The sequence below is a fragment of the Sphingomonas panacisoli genome (assembly GCF_007859635.1).
Taxonomy (GTDB): Bacteria; Pseudomonadota; Alphaproteobacteria; order Sphingomonadales; family Sphingomonadaceae; genus Sphingomonas; species Sphingomonas panacisoli.
This window is the reverse complement of sequence record NZ_CP042306.1, coordinates 708,590-727,835: the sequence shown is the minus strand read 5'-3', so window position 1 is coordinate 727,835 and position 19,246 is coordinate 708,590. Positions and strand designations below refer to the sequence as shown.

Below are 19,246 nucleotides of genomic sequence, written 5' to 3'. Positions count from 1 at the left end.
CAAACACCCCTGTTTGTCCCCCGTCTTCGTGCAACGCGCCAATGCGGCTTCGGTTGCGCTGTCCTAGGGCTCGATCCGCCCCGTCGGCGCGTCGCTGTCGTCGAGCGGGATCGCCACGCGTCCGGTCTTGTCGGGTCTTTTGCGGAACGCCCGCTTGGCGACGTCGACCGCACCCTTGATCATCGGGACGATCGGCGGACCGAAGCCGACCACGCAGTTGCGGCTGATCGGACACGGTGTCGCCATGTTCGCCAACGCGCCGCTGCCGGTCAGGTAGGGATTCGACTTCATCGGCCCGCTGGACGGCACCGAGTCCGGATCGGACAGCCGCAGCGAAGCCTGGGGATCGGGCGTGCCGCAAATGACGATGTCGTCCTTGTCGCCCGGCTGGCGTTCCTTCACGCACGACTGGCCCGGCGCCGGCGTCAGGATCGACCAGCGCTCGGGCTGCGGGGGCGCGGTCGCTGTCGCCGCACTTTGCAGGATCAGAAGCAACGCGATCATGGCCATGGGGTGATCCCCGATTGCGGCGAATTTCAGGCTGCTATCTTGGGAATCCCAAGCCGTGGAATGTCGATCGCGGGACAGCGGTCCATCACGACCTTGAGCCCTGCCGCCTCGGCACGCGCCGCGGCATCGTGATTGATCACGCCCAATTGCATCCACACCGCTTTCGCACCGACGGCGATCGCCTCATCGACCGCCTCGCCCGCCGCCTGGGGCCGACGAAAGATGTCGACGATGTCGATCGGCACGCCGATCTGGGCGAGTTCGCGGAACACGAATTCGCCGTGGATATGTTCGCCGGTGATTTGCGGATTGATCGGGATGACGCGGTAGCCGTGCCGCTGGAGCATCGCCATCACGCCATAGCTCGGCCGGTCGGGCCGGTCCGATGCGCCGACCATGGCGATCGTGCGCGCGTCGGTCAGCAAGTCGCGAATATCAGCGTCGGACGTGAGCGGCATCAGCGTGGCTCCTTCAGCCAGGCCTCTACCTTCCCGGCAATATCCGTGAACGCCGCCGCCTCCGGCGCGTTCCCCGCGGCCGGTGGGGTCCCGGCGTCCGACGCCGCACGGATCGCCATCGCCAACGGTACGCGGCCCAGGAAGGGGACGCCCAGTTCCTTTGCCGCCGCCTCCGCGCCACCCTGCCCGAACGGGTCCGACACTTCGCCGCAATGCGGACAGGCATAGCCGGCCATATTCTCGACGATCCCGATCACCGGCACGCCGGCCTTCACGAACAGGTCGATCGCCCGGCGCGCATCGATCAGAGCGAGGTCCTGCGGCGTCGAGACGATCACCGCACCCGCCGGCTTATACTTCTGGATCATCGTCAGCTGCACATCGCCGGTGCCCGGCGGCATATCGACGACGAGCGTGTCGGCTGGCCCCCAGGCTCCTTCGACGAGCTGCCCGAGCGCGCTCGCCGCCATCGGCCCGCGCCACGCGATCGCCTGGCCCGGCGCGACCAATTGGCCCATCGACAGGATCGGCACCCCGAACGACGTCGCGACGGGGATCATCGTCTTCTCGCGCGCTTCAGGCTTCGATCCCTCGACGCCCATCAAGGTGGGCTGTGAGGGGCCATAGATGTCGGCATCGACCAACCCGACCTTCCGCCCGCCCTTCGCCAGCGCGACCGCCAGATTGGCGGCCACAGTCGATTTGCCGACGCCGCCCTTCCCGCTCGCCACCGCGATTAATCGCCGGCCGACGCGTTCGCTGGTCATCGCGACCCGCACCTCGGTCACGCCGGGCTCGGCCAGTGCAGCGGCACGAACCTCTTCCGCCAAGGCATCGCGCTCGGAAACATCAAGCCCCGTCACGTCGAGTATCACGCTCGCGCGCCCATCCTCGATCCGCACCGTCGCGCGCCCGCCGGCCAGTGCGGCCAGCCGCTTTTCGATCGTGTCATCATCCATCGCTGCGCCAGATAGAGACGCCGCGTCCGCTTGCCACTGTTTTTCCGCTGCAACGCACCTATAAGAGGATGCATGACGACCGCACGTGCCTGGTGGCGCCAACTTCCCGCATTCATGGCCAAGCCGAAAAGCCCCTGGGGCGGAAGCGGCGGCAATGACGATTCCGGCGACGACAAGTCCGAGGACAACGCCCCCGACGACAACGGCGCCGGCCCGCGTAATCCGTGGGCGCAACCGCCGGGCGGCAAGAGCCGCGCCGGTCGCGCAACGTCGCTCGACGAACTGCTGAAGCGCGCGCGGGGCGGCGGAGGCGGTGGGATCGGCGGCGGTGGGTTCCGGCTGCCGAGCGGCCCAAGTTCGCGCAACCTGTGGCTCGGCGGCGCCGGATTGGTGCTGCTCGCCTGGATCGCGCTGACCAGTTTTCACGTGATCGGCCCGCAGGAACGCGGCGTCGTCACCTATTTCGGCAAATATTCCGGCACGCTGCAGCCCGGTTGGCAGACCACCCTCCCCGCGCCGATCTCGTCGGTGCAGGTGGTGAATATCGACCAGATCCGGTCGTTCCAGTTCCCGGAGAACGAGGGCGCCAATCTAGTGCTGACCGAAGACCAGTATCTGGTCGATCTCGGCTACACCGTGCGCTGGCGCATCGCCGATCCCCAGCAGTACGTTTTCGAGCTCAAGGGCCCCGACGATACCGTCAAGGCAGCCGCCGAAAGCGCGGTCCGCGCCGCGGTCGCGACCACGTCGCTCGACAAGGTTATCGGCAACGGCAAGGCCGACATCGAAACCCAGGTCAAGATTTCGATGCAGAAGGTGCTCGACGAGTATCAGGCCGGCATCGTGATCGTCGGCGTTTCGCTCAACAATGCGTCGGCACCGTCGCAAGCGATGGATGCGTTCAAGGACGTGTCGGTCGCGCAGCAGGAAGCCGCCAACAGCGTCAACGCCGCGCGCGCCTGGGCGCAGCAGCTGTTGCAGGCGGCGGAGGGTGAGGCCGGCTCGTTCGACCGCGTCTATGCCCAGTACAAACTGGCGCCCGAGGTAACGCGTCGCCGCATGTATTACGAAACGATGGAACAGGTGCTGGGACAGACGAACAAGACGGTCATCGAAGGGCGTGGCGTCACGCCCTATATGTCGATCCCGCCCGGCAAGGCCCTGCCCAGCGCGCCGCAAGGAGGCCAGTGATGTCCAATTGGCTTCGTAACCCGATCACGCTCGGCATCGTCGCGCTGTTGCTGGTGATCCTGTTGGCCAGCACGGTCGCGATCGTGCCCGAAACACGGCAGGCCGTCATCGTCCGGCTCGAAAAGCCGCTCGTGAAGGTGAATGCCTATCATAGCGGCGAAAAACTGGGGGAGACCGGCGCCGGCGTAATTGCGCGCGTGCCGTTCATCGATCGCATCGTCTGGCTCGACAAGCGCGTGCTCGACGTCGATCTCAACAACCTCTCGGTGCTGTCGACCGACCAGCGGCCGCTGGACGTCGATGCCTATGCCCGCTTCCGCATCGTCGATCCGATGCGCGCTTTGCAGGCAGTCGGCCTGTCGTCAGGCGCCGAAGAACGCGTGACATCCGCGCTGCAGCAATTGTTCGGCTCCGCCGTGCGCAATGAATTGAGCAGCAACACGTTTGCCGATCTGCTCAGCCCCGAGCGCCGCAAGGTCATGGACAGCATCCAGTCGCGCCTGCAGCAGGTCGCGGCGCCCTATGGCGTCGAGATCATCGACGTCCGCATCAAACATGCCGACTTGCCCGCCGGCACGCCGCTGGATTCGGCGATCGCCCGGATGCGCAACGCGCGGTTCCAGCAAGCGCAGGTTATCCGCTCGCAAGGCCAGAAGGACGCCGCGATCATCCGCGCCGACGCCCAGGCGCAGGCCGCGCAGATCTATGCGCTGGCGTTCAACAAGGATCCGGTATTCTACGATTTCTATCGCGCGATGCAGTCGTACCGGCAGACGTTCGCCCCCGGCACCAAGGATCAGCCCAAGGGCGACACCAATCTGATCCTGACGCCGGACAATGCGTATCTGAAGCAATTCGAAGGCGGGGGTAAATAATCGGCCGATCGGCTGGTAAATATGACCAATCGCGATCCTTGCAATTCGTTCATATTCAATCGCCGTTCAGCCTAGACATCCCATGAAGCCGGCCAGACCGGGGTTTCGTCGAGACGAAGAGGAAGACCAAGTTGCGCTACGCTTACGCCATTACCACCGCCCTGCTGTTGGGGGGCGCGGCCTCCTCGCTGGTGCTGCAACACCCTGCCTACGCTCAAAGCGCGCAGAACGAACCCGGCACGATCGCCTCCGCGGCGCCCAAGCCCGGCGCGCCGATGAGCTTCGCCGAGATGGTCGCCAAACTGCAGCCCGCGGTGGTCAATGTCTCGACCAAGCAGAAAGTGCAGGTCTCGACCGCCGACAATCCGTTGATGCAGCTGTTCGGCGGCGACCCCAATGGCGGCGGCGACGGCCAGCCGGTCACGCGTGAGGGCCAGAGCCTCGGATCGGGCTTCATCATCTCGCCTGACGGCTACATCGTCACCAACGCGCACGTCGTGAACGCCGCGGCGCGCGGCGCGAAGGTCGAATCGATCACGATCACGCTCGCCAACCGCAAGGAATATGTCGCACGGCTGGTCGGTAGCGATACCAGTTCCGACCTCGCGCTGCTGAAGGTCGATGCGACCAACCTACCCTACGTGAAGTTCGGTGATTCGCAGGCGGCACGCGTCGGCGACTGGGTGATCGCGATCGGCAACCCGTTCGGGCTCGGCGGAACCGTCACCGCGGGCATCATCTCGGCGCTGCACCGCGTGACCGGCCAGGGCGGCGCGTATGACCGCTTCATCCAGACCGACGCCGCGATCAACAAGGGCAATTCGGGCGGCCCGATGTTCGACCTGAACGGCAACGTCATCGGCATCAATTCCCAGATCTATTCGCCGTCCGAGGGTTCGGTCGGCATCGGCTTCGCCATCCCCGCCGAATCGGCCAAGCCGATCATCGATACGATGATGAAGGGCGGGAAGATCCAGCGCGGCTATCTCGGCGTCGGCCGCCAGCCGATCGACGAGGATATCGCCGCCTCGCTCGGCCTGCCCAAGGACAAGGGCGAGTTGATCGGGCGCGTCGAGCCGGGCCAGGCCGCCGACAAAGCCGGGATCAAGCAGGGCGACGTGATCCTCGCGGTCAACGGCAAGGAAGTGAACCCCGACGAGACGCTGTCGTATCTCGTCGCCAACCTAGCGCCGGGTTCGACCGCACGACTCAGCGTCGTTCGCGACGGCAAGCCACTGACGATCAACGCGATCATCGGCACGCGACCGACCGAAGAGGAACTGGCCAATCTCGTTCCCGGCGGCGCGCCCGACGGCAGCGGCAACGGCACCCCTGGCGCGCCCGAACTGCGCGCATCGACCGATCTGCTCGGTCTGCAAGTCACCGGCCTGACCCCCGGCATCGCCAATAATCTCGGGATCCCGCCGGGCAGCGTGAGCGGCGTGGTCGTCACTAAGGTCGATACGTCGAGCGACGCCGCAACCAAGATCCAGCCGGGCGACATCATCTCGTCGGTCAACCGCGTGGCGATCAACACGCCCGCGCAGCTCGCGGCGCAGATCAACGCGGCCAAGGCGGCCGGTCGCAACACCGTGCTGCTCTACATCACCCGCGTGCGTCAGGGCAGCATCTACATCGCGGTCAAGCTGAAGAGCTGACCCGACAAGGCCCATTGCCGGGCCTTGCCGCCCATCCTAAAACTCCCTCGTTCCGGACCCGGCGCGAGGGAGTTTTTGCATGGCCGACACGACCACCATCTTCATCGGCGCAGGCTCGGGCGGAACCGATCCGCAAGCGCTCGAACTCAAGCGCGCCAACCGCCATGGGCTGATCGCGGGTGCGACCGGCACCGGCAAGACGGTGACGATTCAGGGCATCATCGACGGGCTGAGCCAAGCCGGCGTGCCGTGCTTCGTGTCCGACGTGAAGGGCGATCTGTCGGGTTTCGCGATGGCCGGATCGCCGACCGCCAAGAATGCCGATATCTTCGCCGCACGGGCGAAGGACATCGGCATGACCGACTGGTCCTATAGCGACAATCCCGTGCAGTTCTGGGATTTGTTCGGCGAACAGGGCCACCCGATCCGCACCACCGTCAGCGAAATGGGGCCCCTGCTCCTCGCACGTCTGATGGACCTCAACGAGGTGCAGGAAGGCGTGCTGACGATCGCCTTCACCGTCGCCGACAAGGACGGGCTGCTGCTGCTCGACCTCGACGATCTGCAGGCGATGCTGGCCAGTTGCGCCGAGCGCGCCGACGAACTGACCACGACCTACGGCAACGTCACCAAGGCGTCGGTCGGCACGATCCAGCGCTCGCTGCTCCAGTTGCGCAGCCAGGGCGGTGACCATTTCTTCGGCGAGCCGGCCCTGGTGCTCGAAGATTTCATGGGGCTCGACGACAAGGGTCGGGGCATCGTCAACATCCTGGCCGCCGACAAGCTCATGCAAAGCCCGCGGCTCTATTCGACCTTCCTGCTGTGGTTGCTGAGCGAGTTGTTCGAGCATCTTCCGGAGGTCGGCGACCCCGACAAGCCGAAGCTCTGCTTCTTCTTCGACGAAGCGCATCTGCTGTTCGACGACATCCCGAAGGCGCTGGAGGACAAGATCGAACAGGTCGTTCGCCTCATCCGGTCGAAGGGTGTCGGCATCTACTTCATCACGCAGAACCCGATCGATATCCCCGACACCGTCGCGGGCCAGCTCAACAACCGCGTCCAGCACAAGCTCAACGCGTTCACGCCGCGCGATCAGGCGGCGGTGCGGGCCGCGGCGACTACGTTCCGGGCCAATCCGGGCGTCGATGTTGCGACGGTGATCACCGAACTGAAGGTCGGCGAGGCGCTGGTGTCGCTGCTCCAGCCCGACGGCGCGCCGTCGCCGGTGCAGCGCACGCTGATCAAGCCGCCTTCGTCGCGCGTCGGTCCGGTGACGCCGCAGGAGCGCGCGACTTGGATCCAGACCGACGCGATCGGCGCAAAGTACGACACGCTGATCGATCGCGAATCCGCCGAGGAAATCCTGAAGGCCAAGGGCGACGAAGCCGCCGCTGCCGCCGCCGAAGCCGCCGCGAAAACCGCCGCCGACAAGCAAGCCGCCGCCGACGCCAAGGCGGCCGCGACGCAAGCCAAGATCGATGCCCAGACCGCCGCGGCGGCCGCGCGCGCCGAAGCCAACAACCCCTGGAACCGGGCGATGCGAGGCGCCGCGTCGTCGGCCACCCGCTCGGCCGGCACGGTGATCGCGCGCGAAGCCACCAAGGCGGTGTTCGGCAAATCGGGCGGCATCGCCGGCGGCGTGCTCGGCGGACTGGTCCGCGGCGTGCTCGGCGGGTTGTTCAAGGGACGCTAGGAGGGTCAGATGACCGAATTCACCACAGACTGGACCGCCGCCGGCGAGGCCGAACTCGCCGAGATCGTCGCGCTCCGACGCGCGATCCATGCCGATCCGGAAATCGGCAACCAATGCCCGCGCACCACCGCCAAGCTCCGCGCGGCGCTCGAAGGCTTGCCGCTCGAAATCCACGAATCGACCTCGACCACCGGCTTCGTCGCGATCCTGCGCGGCGGCGGCGACAATGGCCGCGTCGTCCTGCTGCGTGGCGACATGGACGCGCTGCCGATGCCCGAGGAAACCGGCCTCGATTTCGCCAGTCAGGTTCCCAACGCGATGCACGCCTGCGGCCACGACTCGCATTGCTCGATGCTGGTCGGCGCCGCGCGTGCGCTGTCTGCCCGCAAAGACAAGCTTCCCGGCACCGTCGTCTTCATGTTCCAGCCCGGCGAGGAAGGCCATCACGGCGCGCGCTTCATGATCGAGGACGGCTTGCTCGACATCGAGCGCCCGGACAGCGCGTTCGCGCTTCACATCGATCCCAACAGCCGCGCCGGAGCGATCCTGACGCGCAAGGGTCCGCTGCTCGCGTCGACCGACGCGCTCAACATCACCGTGACCGGCGCGGGCGGCCACGCGGCAATGCCGCACAGCTGTCTCGACCCGATCCCGGTTGCGGCCGAGATCATCACGGCGCTGTCGGTGTTCATCGCGCGCCAGATCCCCGCGACCGACCCCGCCGTGCTGTCGATCACCAAGATCGAGGCCGGATCCGCCTACAACATCGTGCCGGGCGAGGTACAGATGATCGGCACGCTCCGCACGCTGAGCCCGGCGACCCGCGAGAAGGCAAGGGCCGGGCTGACGCGGATCGTCGAGCATGTCGCGCAGGCGCACGGCCTGACCGCTCAGGTACGGATCGACGACGGCTATCCGGTGACGATGTGCGATCCGCGCGCGGTCGATCTGATCGAGCGCGTCTCCGACAGCCTGGAAGAAGGCCAATGGCTGCCGATGCCCGCCCCGATCATGGGCGGCGAGGATTTCAGCTACGTGCTGCGCGAGGTTCCCGGCGCGATGGCGTTCATCGGCGTCGCCCCCGACGGCAGCGACCCGTCGACCAACCCGCCGCTCCACAACACCAAGATGACGATCGAGGAATCGGTCATGGCTAAGGGCATCGCGATGCACTGCGCCTATGCCGAGCGGTTTTTGGAGAATGGGTTCGACTAACCGTCTCCCCTCCCTGGAAGGGAGGGGTTGGGGGTGGGTTGCTCTCCACGAAGCGAAACGCCAGTCTCAAGCTATGCCGCGCGTTCCGCCGAAAATGACAGAACGCGCAAGAGATTTGCGCAACAACCCCACTCCCGCCGAAATCGCGATCTGGCGTCGCATCCACGCGCATCATCCGCGCTTCACCCGCCAACTCTGTATTGGTCGTTATATCGTCGATCTAGCTTGCCGAAGCGCAAAATTGGCGGTTGAGTTCGACGGCAGCCAGCATATCGGTTCCGACTATGACGAAACCCGAACCGATTTTCTCGAGAATCTAGGCTGGACTGTAGTTCGGTTTTGGAACTCCGACGTTGCGGCCAATCCAGATGGAGTGACTGAAGCGATCCTGGCGAAGCTCTCTGACATTCTCGGGCCCACCCACCCCCAGCCCCTCCCTTCCAGGGAGGGGAGCTAATGGAAGCCGACCCCGCGCTCATCACCCGCTGGGCCGAGGCCTGGGCGATCTCCCGTGACGCGACGCGGCCGGTGCCGCGCGACGGTGGGCTCTACATTCATGTCGGCCGGCCCGAACAGATCGGCCGCTACATCTTCGCGAGCTTGGACCGCGATCCGATCCGCACCCTTGCCGCGACGATCGACCGGCCCCTGCTCTATCTCAAGGTCTGCGCGCCGGCCGACGTCGTCCGCCTGCTGCTCCCGCCGAATTGGGACATCGCGACACCCGGCTACATGATGACGGCCCCGGTCGCCGCGATGCTCGATCGGCTGCCGGTGCTGCCGGACGGGTTCGTCGCCTACATGACCCGCGATAGCGCCGTCACATTTGTCACCATCGCCGATCCCGGCGGCGAAGAAGCCGCGCGCGGACGGATCATCGCGATGGACGACCTCGTCGTGTTCGACCGCATCCGCACCGCCGACGCGCATCAACGCAAAGGTCTTGGCACCGCGATCATGCGCACCCTCGCCGCCGAAGCGGACACGCTCGGCATCCGCGACGCAATGCTGTGCGCAACGCCCCCCGGTCGCGCGCTATACGAAAGCATCGGATGGTCGCTGCACAGCGACTACACCACGGCCTCGCTCGCCCCGTAAAACTGTGCCACGATGCCGGCATGGCTACTTCCGCATCTGCACGTCCCCTCGCCGAACTCACCGTCCGCGGCATCATCCTGGGCGGGCTCATCACCGTCCTGTTCACCGCGGCGAACGTGTATCTCGGGCTCAAGGTCGGGCTGACCTTCGCGACGTCGATCCCGGCGGCGGTGATCTCGATGGCGATCCTGCGTTTCCTGCCGCGATCGAACATCGTCGAGAACAACATCGTCCAGACGATCGCCTCGGCCGCCGGCACGCTGTCGGCGATCATCTTCGTGCTGCCCGGGCTGATCTTGGTCGGCTGGTGGCAGGGCTTCCCCTATTGGACCACGGTCGCGGTGTGCGCGATCGGCGGCATATTGGGGGTGATGTTCTCGGTCCCGTTGCGCCGCGCGCTCGTGACCGGATCCGACCTGCCCTATCCCGAAGGCGTCGCCGCCGCAGAAGTGCTCAAGGTCGGCACCAGCACCGAGGGCGGCGAGGAAAACGCCAAGGGACTGCGGATCATCGTCATCGGATCGCTGATCTCGGCGGCGTATCAGTTGCTGGCGACGCTCAAACTCGTGGCGGCCGATGCGACGCGCAATTTCCGCATCGGATCAAGCGCGACCGGCGTATCGACCAGCTTCTCGATGGCGTTGATCGGCGTCGGACACCTGGTCGGGCTGTCGGTCGGCGCGGCGATGTTCCTGGGCATGATCATCGCGTGGGGCGGACTGATGCCGTGGCTGACCGCGCACGTGCCCGGCGTAACCGACGACGTGGTCGCCGACATTTTCCGCAACAAAGTGCGCTTCATCGGCGCAGGGACGATCGGCGTCGCGGCGATCTGGACGCTCCTGAAGATCCTCGGCCCGATCATCGGCGGCATCCGCTCGGCGATGGCGGCGGCGAAGGCGCGCGGTGAGGGCCAGGTGCTCGATCTGACCGAACGCGACCTGCCGATCGGGATCGTCGGCGGCATGGTGCTGCTGATGATGCCCGCGATCGCGATCCTGCTCTGGATCTTCTCGGCCGGCGGCCCGATCGCCGAACACGCGGTGCCGGTGATCGGCGGCACGGTGATCTATATCGCGCTGATCGGCGTCGTGATCGCCTCGGTGTGTGGGTACATGGCGGGGCTGATCGGCGCGTCGAACAGCCCGGTGTCCGGGGTCGGCATCCTCGCCGCGGTTGGCGCGTCGTTGTTGCTGCTGGCGTTTTTCGGCCACCAGACGGATTCTCAACGGACCAGCGCGCTGATCGCTTACGCGCTGTTTTCCACCGCGATCGTGTTTTCGGTCGCGACGATCTCCAACGACAATCTTCAGGATCTCAAGACCGGCCAGCTCGTCGGCGCGACGCCGTGGAAGCAACAGGTCGCGCTCGTGCTGGGCGTGCTGTTCGGGTCGCTGGTGATCCCGGTCGTGCTCGACATGCTGAAGAATACTTTCGGTTTCGTCGGCATGCCCGGCGCGGGACCGAACGCGCTGCAGGCGCCGCAGGCGTCGCTGATCGCGGCGCTGGCGCAAGGTATTCTGGGCTCGGGGATCGACTGGTCGCTGATCGGGCTCGGTGCGGTGATCGGCGCGGTGATCATCGCGCTCGACGAAACGCTTGGGAAAATGGGGAAGATGCGGTTGCCGCCACTCGGGGTCGGGATGGGCATTTACCTGCCGATGTCGCTGACCCTGTTCATCCCGGTCGGCGCGCTGATCGGCCATTATTACGACAAATGGGCAAAGCGCAGCGCGAACCCGGACTTCGCCGAACGCATGGGAACGCTGGCCGCGACCGGCTTGATCGTGGGTGAAAGCTTGTGGGGCGTCGGCTTCGCCGGCTTCGTCGCGGCGCGCGGCGGCGAGATACCGGCAGGGCTGACCGGCCCAAGCTATTCCGAACTCGCGCAATTGGTGGGGCTGATGACGTTCTTCGCCGCGATCGGCTGGCTCTATTGGCGGACGAAGCGCCTCGCTCGCTAGTGCGTCACACCATCGACGCGACGAGCTCGGCGATCGGGACGAACGCGAACGCGACCGAGCTGTCGGCGACCCCGTATGGCAGGAACAGACGGTCGCCGTGGCGGATCGCGCCGCACGAATAGACGACGTTCGGCACATAACCCTCGCGGTCCTGGTCGGCGGCGGCCAAGATCGGATGTTCGGTGCGGCCGATGACCTTCGACGGGTCGTTCTTGTCGAGCAGCACCGCGCCAATTGAATATTTGCGCATCGCCCCGACGCCGTGCGTCAGCAACAGCCAACCCTCGTCGAGCTCGATCGGCGGACCGCAATTGCCGATTTGGACCAGCTCCCACGGATAATGCGGCTCCAGGATGCGGACGCCCTCTTCCCAGTGCGTCAGCCGGTCGGAATCGAGCAGGAACAGGTTCTCACCATCCTGCCGCCCGATCGCCAGGTAGCGCCCACCGATCTTACGCGGGAACAAAGCGATGCCCTTGTTACGCGCGGCAGGACCCGTCATCGGCACGAGATCGAACGCGCGGAAATCCTTGGTGCGCAGCAGCTCCGACTGAATCTGCGAGCCGTTATAGGCGGTATAGGTGCCGAGCCATTCGACCTCGCCATCGTCGTGATGGAATTGAACCAGACGCAGATCCTCCAACCCCTTCGACTGCGCTTCGGTGATCGGAAAGATCACGGTGCCCGACAGCGTCGAATCGCGGTGGCGATGCACCGTGACCGGGCCAGACGGGACATGTTCCTCGTCGCTGCCGAAGATGTCGGCGGAGGTCGCGAACGGCGGTTCCGGCGCGAGCTTCATCTCGTTGTTGGCGGTGATGATGCCTTCGCGAAACGCCACCGACGAAATGTGACCCTCGCCCACCGCGCGCAGCGACATCAAAATCCGCAGCGAACCCTTGGGCATGCCCGACTGATCGAAATGCGGCACCGCGCTGGGGTTCATCAGCGCAGCGGCGGCATAGCTGTATTCGTGGCAGAAATAAGCGCCGATCAACTGGCGCTTTTCGTCGCCGATATCGCGCCCGTCGAGGCCCATCATGCCCTCGATCTCTTCGTAACGCGTCATGAACACGCGGCGGGTCTGCCAATGCCGCGCCTCGAAGTCCTTGAGCACGACCTCAAGCTCTTCGCGCGCTGCCGCCGCCGATAGCGCCAGTACCTCGCCGACCAACCGCTCGGTCCTGCCCGACGAAACGCCGCCCGGCGCCCAGCCGATATGGAACGGCCGCACCACGACGCGTGACGGATCGGCATGCAGCCTCAGGCGATGCGTGAAGATATCGAGCAACGAGAAAGCCCCGCTTGTAATTCGTCCAAGCGGCGCCGCGTTTCGTTGCTACGCGACGGCGCGGCTCGTCCCTGCCACGGTTCCCGACGCTTTTCCAAGGGCAGAAATGGCGCAACTGGCCAATTGCAGTGCCAAAATCGACTCGGCGCCCTGATTCCGGTTCAAACCGTGCGGCATCAGCCCGTCGAAACAGCCGCCGTCCTGCGCGGTCGCCAGCGGCAGATCGAGGTCGTTCTGACCGAGATACCAGCGATACGCGCGTGCCGCCTCGTCGCGCCACTTGTTGTCGCCGGTCGCCTTGAACGCCGCCGCGCAGGCATCGATCGTCGCCTGCGCTTCGAGCGGCTGCTGGTCGAACGCGAGCGGCGCTTCGTAGGGGCGCCCGAAACTTTCGGTACCAACCGCGCGGAAGCGGCCTTCCGGGCTGGTCTGCTGATCGACGATCCAGTCGAGCGTGGTCAGGCCGGCCTTGAGCAAATCGTCGCGACCGAGCGCCATGCCGGCGCGGATCAACGCTTCGGGCAGTCGCGCATTGTCATATGCGAGAACGATTTCGAACCATTCCCATTCGGGCCGACGCGCCTCTTCGAGCAACGCCAGCAAGTCGGCCGAGAATCGTTCCAGAATGTTGTGCGCGAGCTGATGACCCGGATGCGCGCCGAGGATCGCGGCGGCACCGAGCATGGCGAACGCTTGCGCGCGTGGGCTGACCAGGTCGAACGCAATGCTCGCCGTCTCGTCGAACAGGCGCAGTGCCCAGTCGCGATGCTTGGCGAGCGCCGCGCGCTTGGCGGTGACGCCGAGCGCCCACAGCGTCCGGCCGTTCGAATCCTCCGACCCGACATCCTCGCACCAGCTGCGATCGAACCGCATGAAGTTGCGATAGCGTCGCGTATCGGGGTTCCAGGCATATTGGACGAACGCCGCATAGACGGTCATCCACTTGTCGCGCGCTTCCTCGTCGAGATCGGGTACCGCGCTCATCAGCATCAGCGCGCGGACGTTATCGTCGATGCAGTAGCCGTGACGGCGATCGGGCACCGACAGGATCGCATGTTGGAACATGCCGGTCGCGTCGCTCATCCGCTCGACTGCGGCGATGTTGGGCTGAAGCATCGGCAGCGCCGGCGCCGGCTTGATGCGCCGCGGCCGCGCAGCGACGATCCCGTCAATTGCAGTCATGCTCGCCTCGGCCAGGCGGGGCCAGATCATCGTGCGGCCGCGCGCATAGGCTCGGCGCGACAGCTCGACACGCTCGCCGTCGTCGTGGAGCAGCCGTGAAATCTCCCGCGCGAAGCCGTGCACATCGCCGAAATCGACTAGCACGCCGTGTCCGTCGGCAAGGATTTCGGTCGCATGGATGTACGGCGTCGAGACCACCGCCTTGCCGACGCCGATCGCGTAGCTGAGCGTGCCCGAGGTGATCTGCTGCGGATTGGTGTAGGGCGTGACGTAGAGGTCGGCGGCCTGGAGATAATCGAGCAGCTCGTCATTCTCGATGAAGCCGTCGATGAAGCGAACGTTGTCCGCGACGCCGAGATCAGCGGCGAGCGCCTTTAGCCGGTCACGATATGCCTCGCCCTCGCGCGCCACCAGATTGGGATGCGTCGCGCCGAGCACGGCATAGAGCGCGTCCGGATTGGCCGCGACCACAGCGGGCATCGCCGCGATGACGCTTTCGATGCCCTTGTTCGGCGCGAGCAACCCGAACGTCAGCAATACCTTGCGCCCCGCCCAGCCGAAGCGCGACTTGATGCTGTCCGGATCGACCAGGTCGCGATCGGGGACGCCGTGCGGGATCATCAGGATCGACTTTGGGTTGGCGCCATAGACGCGCACCAAAATCTCGCGACCGATCTCGGCCATCACGATCACCTTGGCGGCACGCTGCAGCAGCCCGTCCATCACACGACGCTGATCGTCGTTGGGCTGATCCAGCACGGTGTGGAGCGTCACGATCACCGGCACCGTCAGTCGATCGAGCAGCGCCAAAATACGCTCGCCCGCGGGTCCGCCATAGATGCCGTATTCATGCTGAAGCCAAACGGCCTGCGCGCCGCTCGCCTCGATATCGCGCGCGGCGGCGAGGTACGCCATGCGATCGTCCTGCGCGATCGTACCGGTGACGGCGGCGGGATAATCGTACCCTTGGGGCCGATCGTTCATGGCATAGACGTCGACCTTCAGGTCCGAAAAGCGATTGGTCAGCGCGGCATAGGTGTCGGTCGTGTATGTCGCAATGCCGCATTGCCGCGGCAAAAAATTACCGATCAAGGCAATGTGACGGGTACGCGGCGATACGAACGACGTGGCCATTTCGGACTTTCTCGATAGCAAAAGCGGGATTTCCCGCGACTCACGTCTCCCTGAACGGATTGAAAGAAATATGGTTGCGCCCTTGCTGCGTTGCAACAAAGGAATCGTGCTGACTTGTGTTAAGTTTGCGGAGAAAGTTACCCGCGGCCACGATAAGTGGGTACGCCCTGGTCGGGTAGCCATAGCCCCTCTGGCACCGGTCCCGATTGCCAGAACACATCGATCGGGATGCCGCCGCGCGGATACCAATAGCCGCCGATGCGCAGCCATTGCGGCTTCATCTCAGCGGTTAATCGCTCGCCGATCCCGACCGTGCAGTCCTCGTGAAAACCCGCATGATTGCGGAACGCGCCGAGGAACAGCTTGAGCGATTTCGATTCGACGATGCTGTCGCCTGGCACGTAGTCGATGACGAGATGCGCGAAGTCGGGCTGGCCGGTAACGGGGCAGAGCGAGGTGAATTCGGGCGCAGTGAAACGGACCAGATACGGCCGCCCTGGACGCGGATTGGGAACATAGTCGAGCACCGCCTCTTCGGGAGAGGACGGCAGGCTGCTCGATTGGCCAAGATGTTTCGGGGTCATGCTTGGCATTTAGGCGTACCGACGGTCAAAGCAACGACCGCCGACCTTTCCTAGCGCGGCTCGATAGGGCTAAGGTTCGTCGATGGACGCTTTGGTGACGACCGAATGGTTGGCGGGAGAGTTGGGCGCGGCCGATCTACGTGTGATCGACGCGACCTATTTCGGGTCGGTGCCGGGTAGTCCCCGTCGCGATGCGCGGGTGGAGTATGACGCGGCGCATATCCCCGGCGCGGTGTTCCTCGACCTCGAAACCCTTGCCGATCGCGCGACCGATCTGCCGTCGATGCTGCCACCAGCCGAACAGTTCGCCGAACGGCTGGGGTCACTGGGGGTCGGCGATGGCGATCGCATCGTCCTCTACGACGTGTCGCACTACCACACCGCGACGCGCGCCTGGTGGATGCTGCGGACGATGGGCGCGCGCGACGTCGCGATACTCGACGGCGGGCTCGCCAAATGGCGTGCCGAGGGCCGGCCGATAGCCACGGGGACCGAGCACTCTGTCCCACGCTCCCTCACGGCGCGTCGCGATCCGCACGGTGTGCGCACGCTCGATCAGATGAAGGCGAATGTCGCGGGCGGTACCGAACAAATGCTGGATGCCCGCTCGCCCGCTCGCTTTTCGGGCGCCGAGAGCGATCCGCGGCCGGGGACGGGCTCGGGTCACATTCCGGGGTCGAAAAACCTTCCCTATGGCCGCTTGCTCAATCCCGACGGCACGTGGAAACGAGGCGACACGCTAAAGGCCGAATTCGACGCGACCGGCATCGATCTCGCGCGCCCGCTCGTCACCACCTGCGGCTCCGGCATTACCGCCGCGGTACTCGCGTTCGGCGCGCATCTGCTCGGCAACGACGCCGCGATCTACGACGGCAGCTGGTCCGAATGGGGCAGCGATCCCTCCACGCCAAAGGCGACGACAGCATGAGTGGCACGGACGACGACAAACCCGCGACCCTCGTCGTCACGGCCGGGCGCCGCGACGAATGGACTCAGGGCGTGGTCAACCCGCCGCTGTGGCGCGCTTCGACGATCCTCTACGACGACGTCGCGCATCTGCGGGCGACTGCGCGTAGCGATACGCATCATAAGCTCTTCTACGGCCGGCGCGGCATGCCGACGCAATGGGCGCTGGCCGAAGCGCTCAACGAGCTGGAGCTCGGCGCCGAAGGGACGTTCCTGTACTGCTCGGGCGTCGCGGCGGTCACGGCGGCATTGCTGTCGGTACTACGGCCAGGCGACGAACTTCTACTGGTCGATTCCGCGTACGATCCAACGACGAACTTCGCCGCCGGCTTCCTCAAGGCGTTCGGCGTCGCGACGCGGCATTACAACCCGCTGATCGGTGGCGGCATCGCCGAGATGATCGGCGACAATACCCGCGCGATCCTGCTGGAGAGCCCCGGTAGCCTGACGTTCGAGGTGCAGGACATGCCCGCGATCGTCGCCGCCGCGAAGGCGCGCGGGGTGGTGACCTTGCTCGACAATACCTGGGCGACGCCGTTGCTGTTCCCGGCGATCGAAAAGGGCATCGATCTGTCGATCCTGGCCTGCACCAAATATGTCGTCGGGCATTCGGACGTGATGCTCGGATCGGTCACCGCCGCCCCCGGTTTCTTCGCCAAGCTGCGCGACACCAGCTTCCAGCTCGGCCACGTCGCCAGCCCCGACGATTGCTGGCTCGCCGCGCGGGGCTTGCGGACGATGGCGGTGCGGCTCAAGCAGCACGAGGCGAGCGCGATGGAGATCGCACGCTGGCTCGCGACACAGCCCGAGGTCGCGACCGTCCTCCACCCGGCGCTGCCGAGCTGCCCCGGCCACGAATATTTCGCGCGCGATTTCAAAGGCTCGTCGGGGTTATTTTCGTTCGCCTTGAAGGACGGCGACGAAGCCAGCCGCGCCGCATTCATCGACGCGCTACGGCTGTTCGGGATCGGCTACAGCTGGGGCGGGTTCGAAAGCCTTGCGATCCCGGTCGATCCCAAACGTGCGCTGGGTGTGCCCGACCATGGCGGTCCGCTCGTCCGGCTGCATATCGGGCTCGAGGATGTCGGCGACCTGATTGCCGACCTCGACCAGGGGTTCGCGGCGTTCCGGGCGACACGCGGATGAGCGGCGCGATCGCCTGGCTCAAGGCTCAGGGGATCGCGATCCCCGAGGGCAGCGAGGCGATCGAAACGTGCATCGTCGCGGCGTTGATCGTCACGGCGCTCGCGATCGGGCTGTTCACCGGCCGCTGGCTCGGTCCAAGGGCCGGGGCGCTATGGACTCGACATCTCGGGCATCATGCAGAGGGGATCGGCGAGCGCGTCGGCGGGATCATCCGTCATGGCGTCGCCGCGCTGCTGCTCGCGATCCTGCTCGCGGCAGGTGACTGGCCGCCACTCGCTGCGGTGTTCATCGGTTTCTTCCTCGGCGCCGCGGTCGCGCGGATGACGGTCGAGGTGTTGCGCGGCCTCGGCATCCCGCGCTGGATGGCATGGCCGGTGGCATTCATCCTGTTCGCCGCGATCATGAGCTATGCGGTCGGCGGGCTCGCGCCGATCCAAACCAAGCTGTCCACGGTCGGCCTGCCGATCGGCGCCAAGTTCATCTCGCTCTATTCGATGATCGTCGCGCTGCTGACGCTCGTCTGTTTGTTCGCGGGCATCCGCCTCGCCAACCGGCTGATCGGGCATGCCATCCTGCGCACCACCGGGTTCGACCCGACGCAGAAACTGCTGACGCAGAAGCTCGCCGGGATCGCGGTGATCGTCGTCGCCTTCTTCGTCGGGATCGATCTGCTCGACATCGACCTGACCACATTCACGGTGTTTTCGGGCGCGCTCGGCCTCGCGGTCGGGTTCGGCCTCCAGAAAACGATCGGCAATCTGATCGCCGGGATCATCCTGTTGCTCGATCGCTCGATCAAGCCGGGGGACGTCATCGTCGTTGCCGACAAGGAAGTGGGCTGGGTCAACAAGATCGGCGTGCGTGCGGTCAGCGTGCTGACGCGCGACGGCAAGGAACATCTGATCCCGAACGAGGATCTGATGACCAAGGCGGTGGAGAATTGGTCCTACACCGACCCCAACGTCCGCATCCGCATCCCGGTTACCGTCGCGTACGATTGCGACCTGCAGCTCGCGCAGGAATTGATGCTGCGCGCCGCGGCGGAAAGCTCCCGCGTACTCGACGATCCCAAGTCGAACGTCTGGCTGACCGAATTCGGCGAAAACGGGGTCAAGCACGAGATCCTGGTGTGGATCAACGATCCGCAAAGCGGGGTGGGCAACGTGAGATCCGACGTGCTCAACCGCCTATGGGTGCTGTTCAAGGATCACGGCATCATCATCCCCTATCCCAAGCGCGACGTACGGATCATGCGGACGGATAATCCAGCCTGAACTGTTGCGGTCACGCAACATCGTTCCACTTCGCGACCCTGCATCGTT

17 protein-coding genes are annotated in these 19,246 nt (G+C 65.4%); 11 read left to right on the top strand and 6 right to left on the bottom strand.

The genetic code is table 11. From position 1 onward, the window contains the following. Window positions 1–63: 63 nt before the first annotated feature. From FPZ24_RS03680 to FPZ24_RS03670, 3 genes are read right to left on the bottom strand one after another with little or no spacing between them, the layout of a single operon-like run. Entirely contained in the window at window positions 64–510 is a 447-nt protein-coding gene (locus FPZ24_RS03680) for a hypothetical protein (RefSeq protein ID WP_240047592.1), read from the bottom strand. A 26-nt stretch (window positions 511–536) separates the two neighbouring features. Further along, window positions 537–968 carry a CoA-binding protein gene (locus FPZ24_RS03675; RefSeq protein WP_146569771.1) on the bottom strand — a complete coding sequence of 144 codons (432 nt, stop codon included), beginning with the start codon at window positions 966–968 and terminating at the stop codon, window positions 537–539. Next, entirely contained in the window at window positions 968–1,735 is a 768-nt protein-coding gene (locus FPZ24_RS03670; protein WP_240047679.1) for an Mrp/NBP35 family ATP-binding protein, read from the bottom strand. The genes FPZ24_RS03675 and FPZ24_RS03670 overlap by 1 nt, the downstream gene beginning before the upstream one ends. A gap of 264 nt (window positions 1,736–1,999) precedes the next feature. Here FPZ24_RS03670 and hflK point away from each other — a divergent pair, with 264 nt between their 5' ends. From hflK to FPZ24_RS03630, 8 genes are all read left to right on the top strand, one after another. Next, a complete protein-coding gene (gene hflK / locus FPZ24_RS03665; RefSeq protein ID WP_146569769.1) occupies window positions 2,000–3,118 on the top strand; it encodes a protease modulator HflK in 1,119 nt (372 codons plus the stop codon). Continuing rightward, window positions 3,118–3,993 (top strand): protease modulator HflC, encoded by an 876-nt coding sequence (gene hflC / locus FPZ24_RS03660; protein ID WP_146569768.1) that lies wholly within the window; start codon window positions 3,118–3,120, stop codon window positions 3,991–3,993. The genes hflK and hflC overlap by 1 nt, the downstream gene beginning before the upstream one ends. Before the next feature lie 131 nt (window positions 3,994–4,124). After that, window positions 4,125–5,651 (top strand): Do family serine endopeptidase, encoded by a 1,527-nt coding sequence (locus FPZ24_RS03655; RefSeq protein ID WP_146569767.1) that lies wholly within the window; start codon window positions 4,125–4,127, stop codon window positions 5,649–5,651. A 79-nt stretch (window positions 5,652–5,730) separates the two neighbouring features. Further along, the gene (locus FPZ24_RS03650; RefSeq protein ID WP_146569766.1) at window positions 5,731–7,344 is read left to right on the top strand and encodes a helicase HerA-like domain-containing protein; all 1,614 of its coding nucleotides are present in this window, start codon (window positions 5,731–5,733) and stop codon (window positions 7,342–7,344) included. 9 nt (window positions 7,345–7,353) lie between these two features. Continuing rightward, complete coding sequence (locus tag FPZ24_RS03645; RefSeq protein ID WP_146569765.1) at window positions 7,354–8,559, top strand: M20 metallopeptidase family protein; 1,206 nt, start codon at window positions 7,354–7,356, stop codon at window positions 8,557–8,559. Window positions 8,560–8,632: 73 nt separating this feature from the next. Beyond that, window positions 8,633–9,016 carry an endonuclease domain-containing protein gene (locus tag FPZ24_RS03640; RefSeq protein WP_146569764.1) on the top strand — a complete coding sequence of 128 codons (384 nt, stop codon included), beginning with the start codon at window positions 8,633–8,635 and terminating at the stop codon, window positions 9,014–9,016. Beyond that, entirely contained in the window at window positions 9,016–9,657 is a 642-nt protein-coding gene (locus FPZ24_RS03635; RefSeq protein WP_146569763.1) for a GNAT family N-acetyltransferase, read from the top strand. The genes FPZ24_RS03640 and FPZ24_RS03635 overlap by 1 nt, the downstream gene beginning before the upstream one ends. 20 nt (window positions 9,658–9,677) lie before the next feature. After that, on the top strand, window positions 9,678–11,621 hold the full coding sequence (locus tag FPZ24_RS03630) for an OPT family oligopeptide transporter (protein ID WP_146569762.1): 1,944 nt from the start codon (window positions 9,678–9,680) through the stop codon (window positions 11,619–11,621). Window positions 11,622–11,625: 4 nt separating this feature from the next. Here the strand turns inward: FPZ24_RS03630 and FPZ24_RS03625 are convergent, their stop codons facing one another. The 3 genes from FPZ24_RS03625 to queF all read right to left on the bottom strand — a co-directional run bounded on the left by FPZ24_RS03625 (window position 11,626) and on the right by queF (window position 15,812). Next, entirely contained in the window at window positions 11,626–12,912 is a 1,287-nt protein-coding gene (locus tag FPZ24_RS03625; RefSeq protein WP_146569761.1) for a glycoside hydrolase family 130 protein, read from the bottom strand. Between the two features lie 48 nt (window positions 12,913–12,960). Then, window positions 12,961–15,228, bottom strand: coding sequence for a glycosyltransferase family 4 protein (locus FPZ24_RS03620; protein ID WP_146569760.1), 2,268 nt, complete (start codon window positions 15,226–15,228; stop codon window positions 12,961–12,963). A 137-nt stretch (window positions 15,229–15,365) separates the two neighbouring features. After that, window positions 15,366–15,812 (bottom strand): preQ(1) synthase, encoded by a 447-nt coding sequence (queF, locus tag FPZ24_RS03615; RefSeq protein ID WP_146569759.1) that lies wholly within the window; start codon window positions 15,810–15,812, stop codon window positions 15,366–15,368. An 82-nt stretch (window positions 15,813–15,894) separates the two neighbouring features. Here queF and FPZ24_RS03610 point away from each other — a divergent pair, with 82 nt between their 5' ends. Genes FPZ24_RS03610 through FPZ24_RS03600 form a run of 3 tightly spaced genes read left to right on the top strand, consistent with a single transcriptional unit; the run spans window position 15,895 to window position 19,198 of the window. Beyond that, window positions 15,895–16,740: a sulfurtransferase gene (locus FPZ24_RS03610; RefSeq protein ID WP_146569758.1), complete on the top strand. Its 846-nt coding sequence runs from the start codon at window positions 15,895–15,897 to the stop codon at window positions 16,738–16,740. Beyond that, window positions 16,737–17,924 (top strand): cystathionine beta-lyase, encoded by a 1,188-nt coding sequence (metC, locus tag FPZ24_RS03605; protein ID WP_240047591.1) that lies wholly within the window; start codon window positions 16,737–16,739, stop codon window positions 17,922–17,924. The genes FPZ24_RS03610 and metC overlap by 4 nt, the downstream gene beginning before the upstream one ends. Beyond that, complete coding sequence (locus FPZ24_RS03600) at window positions 17,921–19,198, top strand: mechanosensitive ion channel family protein (protein WP_146569756.1); 1,278 nt, start codon at window positions 17,921–17,923, stop codon at window positions 19,196–19,198. Before metC ends, FPZ24_RS03600 begins: the two co-directional genes overlap by 4 nt. Window positions 19,199–19,246: the final 48 nt, after the last annotated feature.

Bases quoted from the DNA above. Each gene is read 5' to 3' on its own strand.
- FPZ24_RS03675 (WP_146569771.1), bottom strand. From the start codon at position 968: ATGCCGCTCACGTCCGACGCTGATATTCGCGACTTGCTGACCGACGCG.
- hflK (WP_146569769.1), top strand. From the start codon at position 2,000: ATGACGACCGCACGTGCCTGGTGGCGCCAACTTCCCGCATTCATGGCC.
- metC (WP_240047591.1), top strand. From the start codon at position 16,737: ATGAGTGGCACGGACGACGACAAACCCGCGACCCTCGTCGTCACGGCC.
- FPZ24_RS03640 (WP_146569764.1), top strand. From the start codon at position 8,633: ATGCCGCGCGTTCCGCCGAAAATGACAGAACGCGCAAGAGATTTGCGC.
- FPZ24_RS03645 (WP_146569765.1), top strand. From the start codon at position 7,354: ATGACCGAATTCACCACAGACTGGACCGCCGCCGGCGAGGCCGAACTC.
- FPZ24_RS03650 (WP_146569766.1), top strand. From the start codon at position 5,731: ATGGCCGACACGACCACCATCTTCATCGGCGCAGGCTCGGGCGGAACC.
- FPZ24_RS03670 (WP_240047679.1), bottom strand. From the start codon at position 1,735: ATGACCAGCGAACGCGTCGGCCGGCGATTAATCGCGGTGGCGAGCGGG.
- hflC (WP_146569768.1), top strand. From the start codon at position 3,118: ATGTCCAATTGGCTTCGTAACCCGATCACGCTCGGCATCGTCGCGCTG.
- FPZ24_RS03630 (WP_146569762.1), top strand. From the start codon at position 9,678: ATGGCTACTTCCGCATCTGCACGTCCCCTCGCCGAACTCACCGTCCGC.
- FPZ24_RS03620 (WP_146569760.1), bottom strand. From the start codon at position 15,228: ATGGCCACGTCGTTCGTATCGCCGCGTACCCGTCACATTGCCTTGATC.
- FPZ24_RS03600 (WP_146569756.1), top strand. From the start codon at position 17,921: ATGAGCGGCGCGATCGCCTGGCTCAAGGCTCAGGGGATCGCGATCCCC.
- queF (WP_146569759.1), bottom strand. From the start codon at position 15,812: ATGACCCCGAAACATCTTGGCCAATCGAGCAGCCTGCCGTCCTCTCCC.
- FPZ24_RS03680 (WP_240047592.1), bottom strand. From the start codon at position 510: ATGGCCATGATCGCGTTGCTTCTGATCCTGCAAAGTGCGGCGACAGCG.
- FPZ24_RS03635 (WP_146569763.1), top strand. From the start codon at position 9,016: ATGGAAGCCGACCCCGCGCTCATCACCCGCTGGGCCGAGGCCTGGGCG.
- FPZ24_RS03610 (WP_146569758.1), top strand. From the start codon at position 15,895: ATGGACGCTTTGGTGACGACCGAATGGTTGGCGGGAGAGTTGGGCGCG.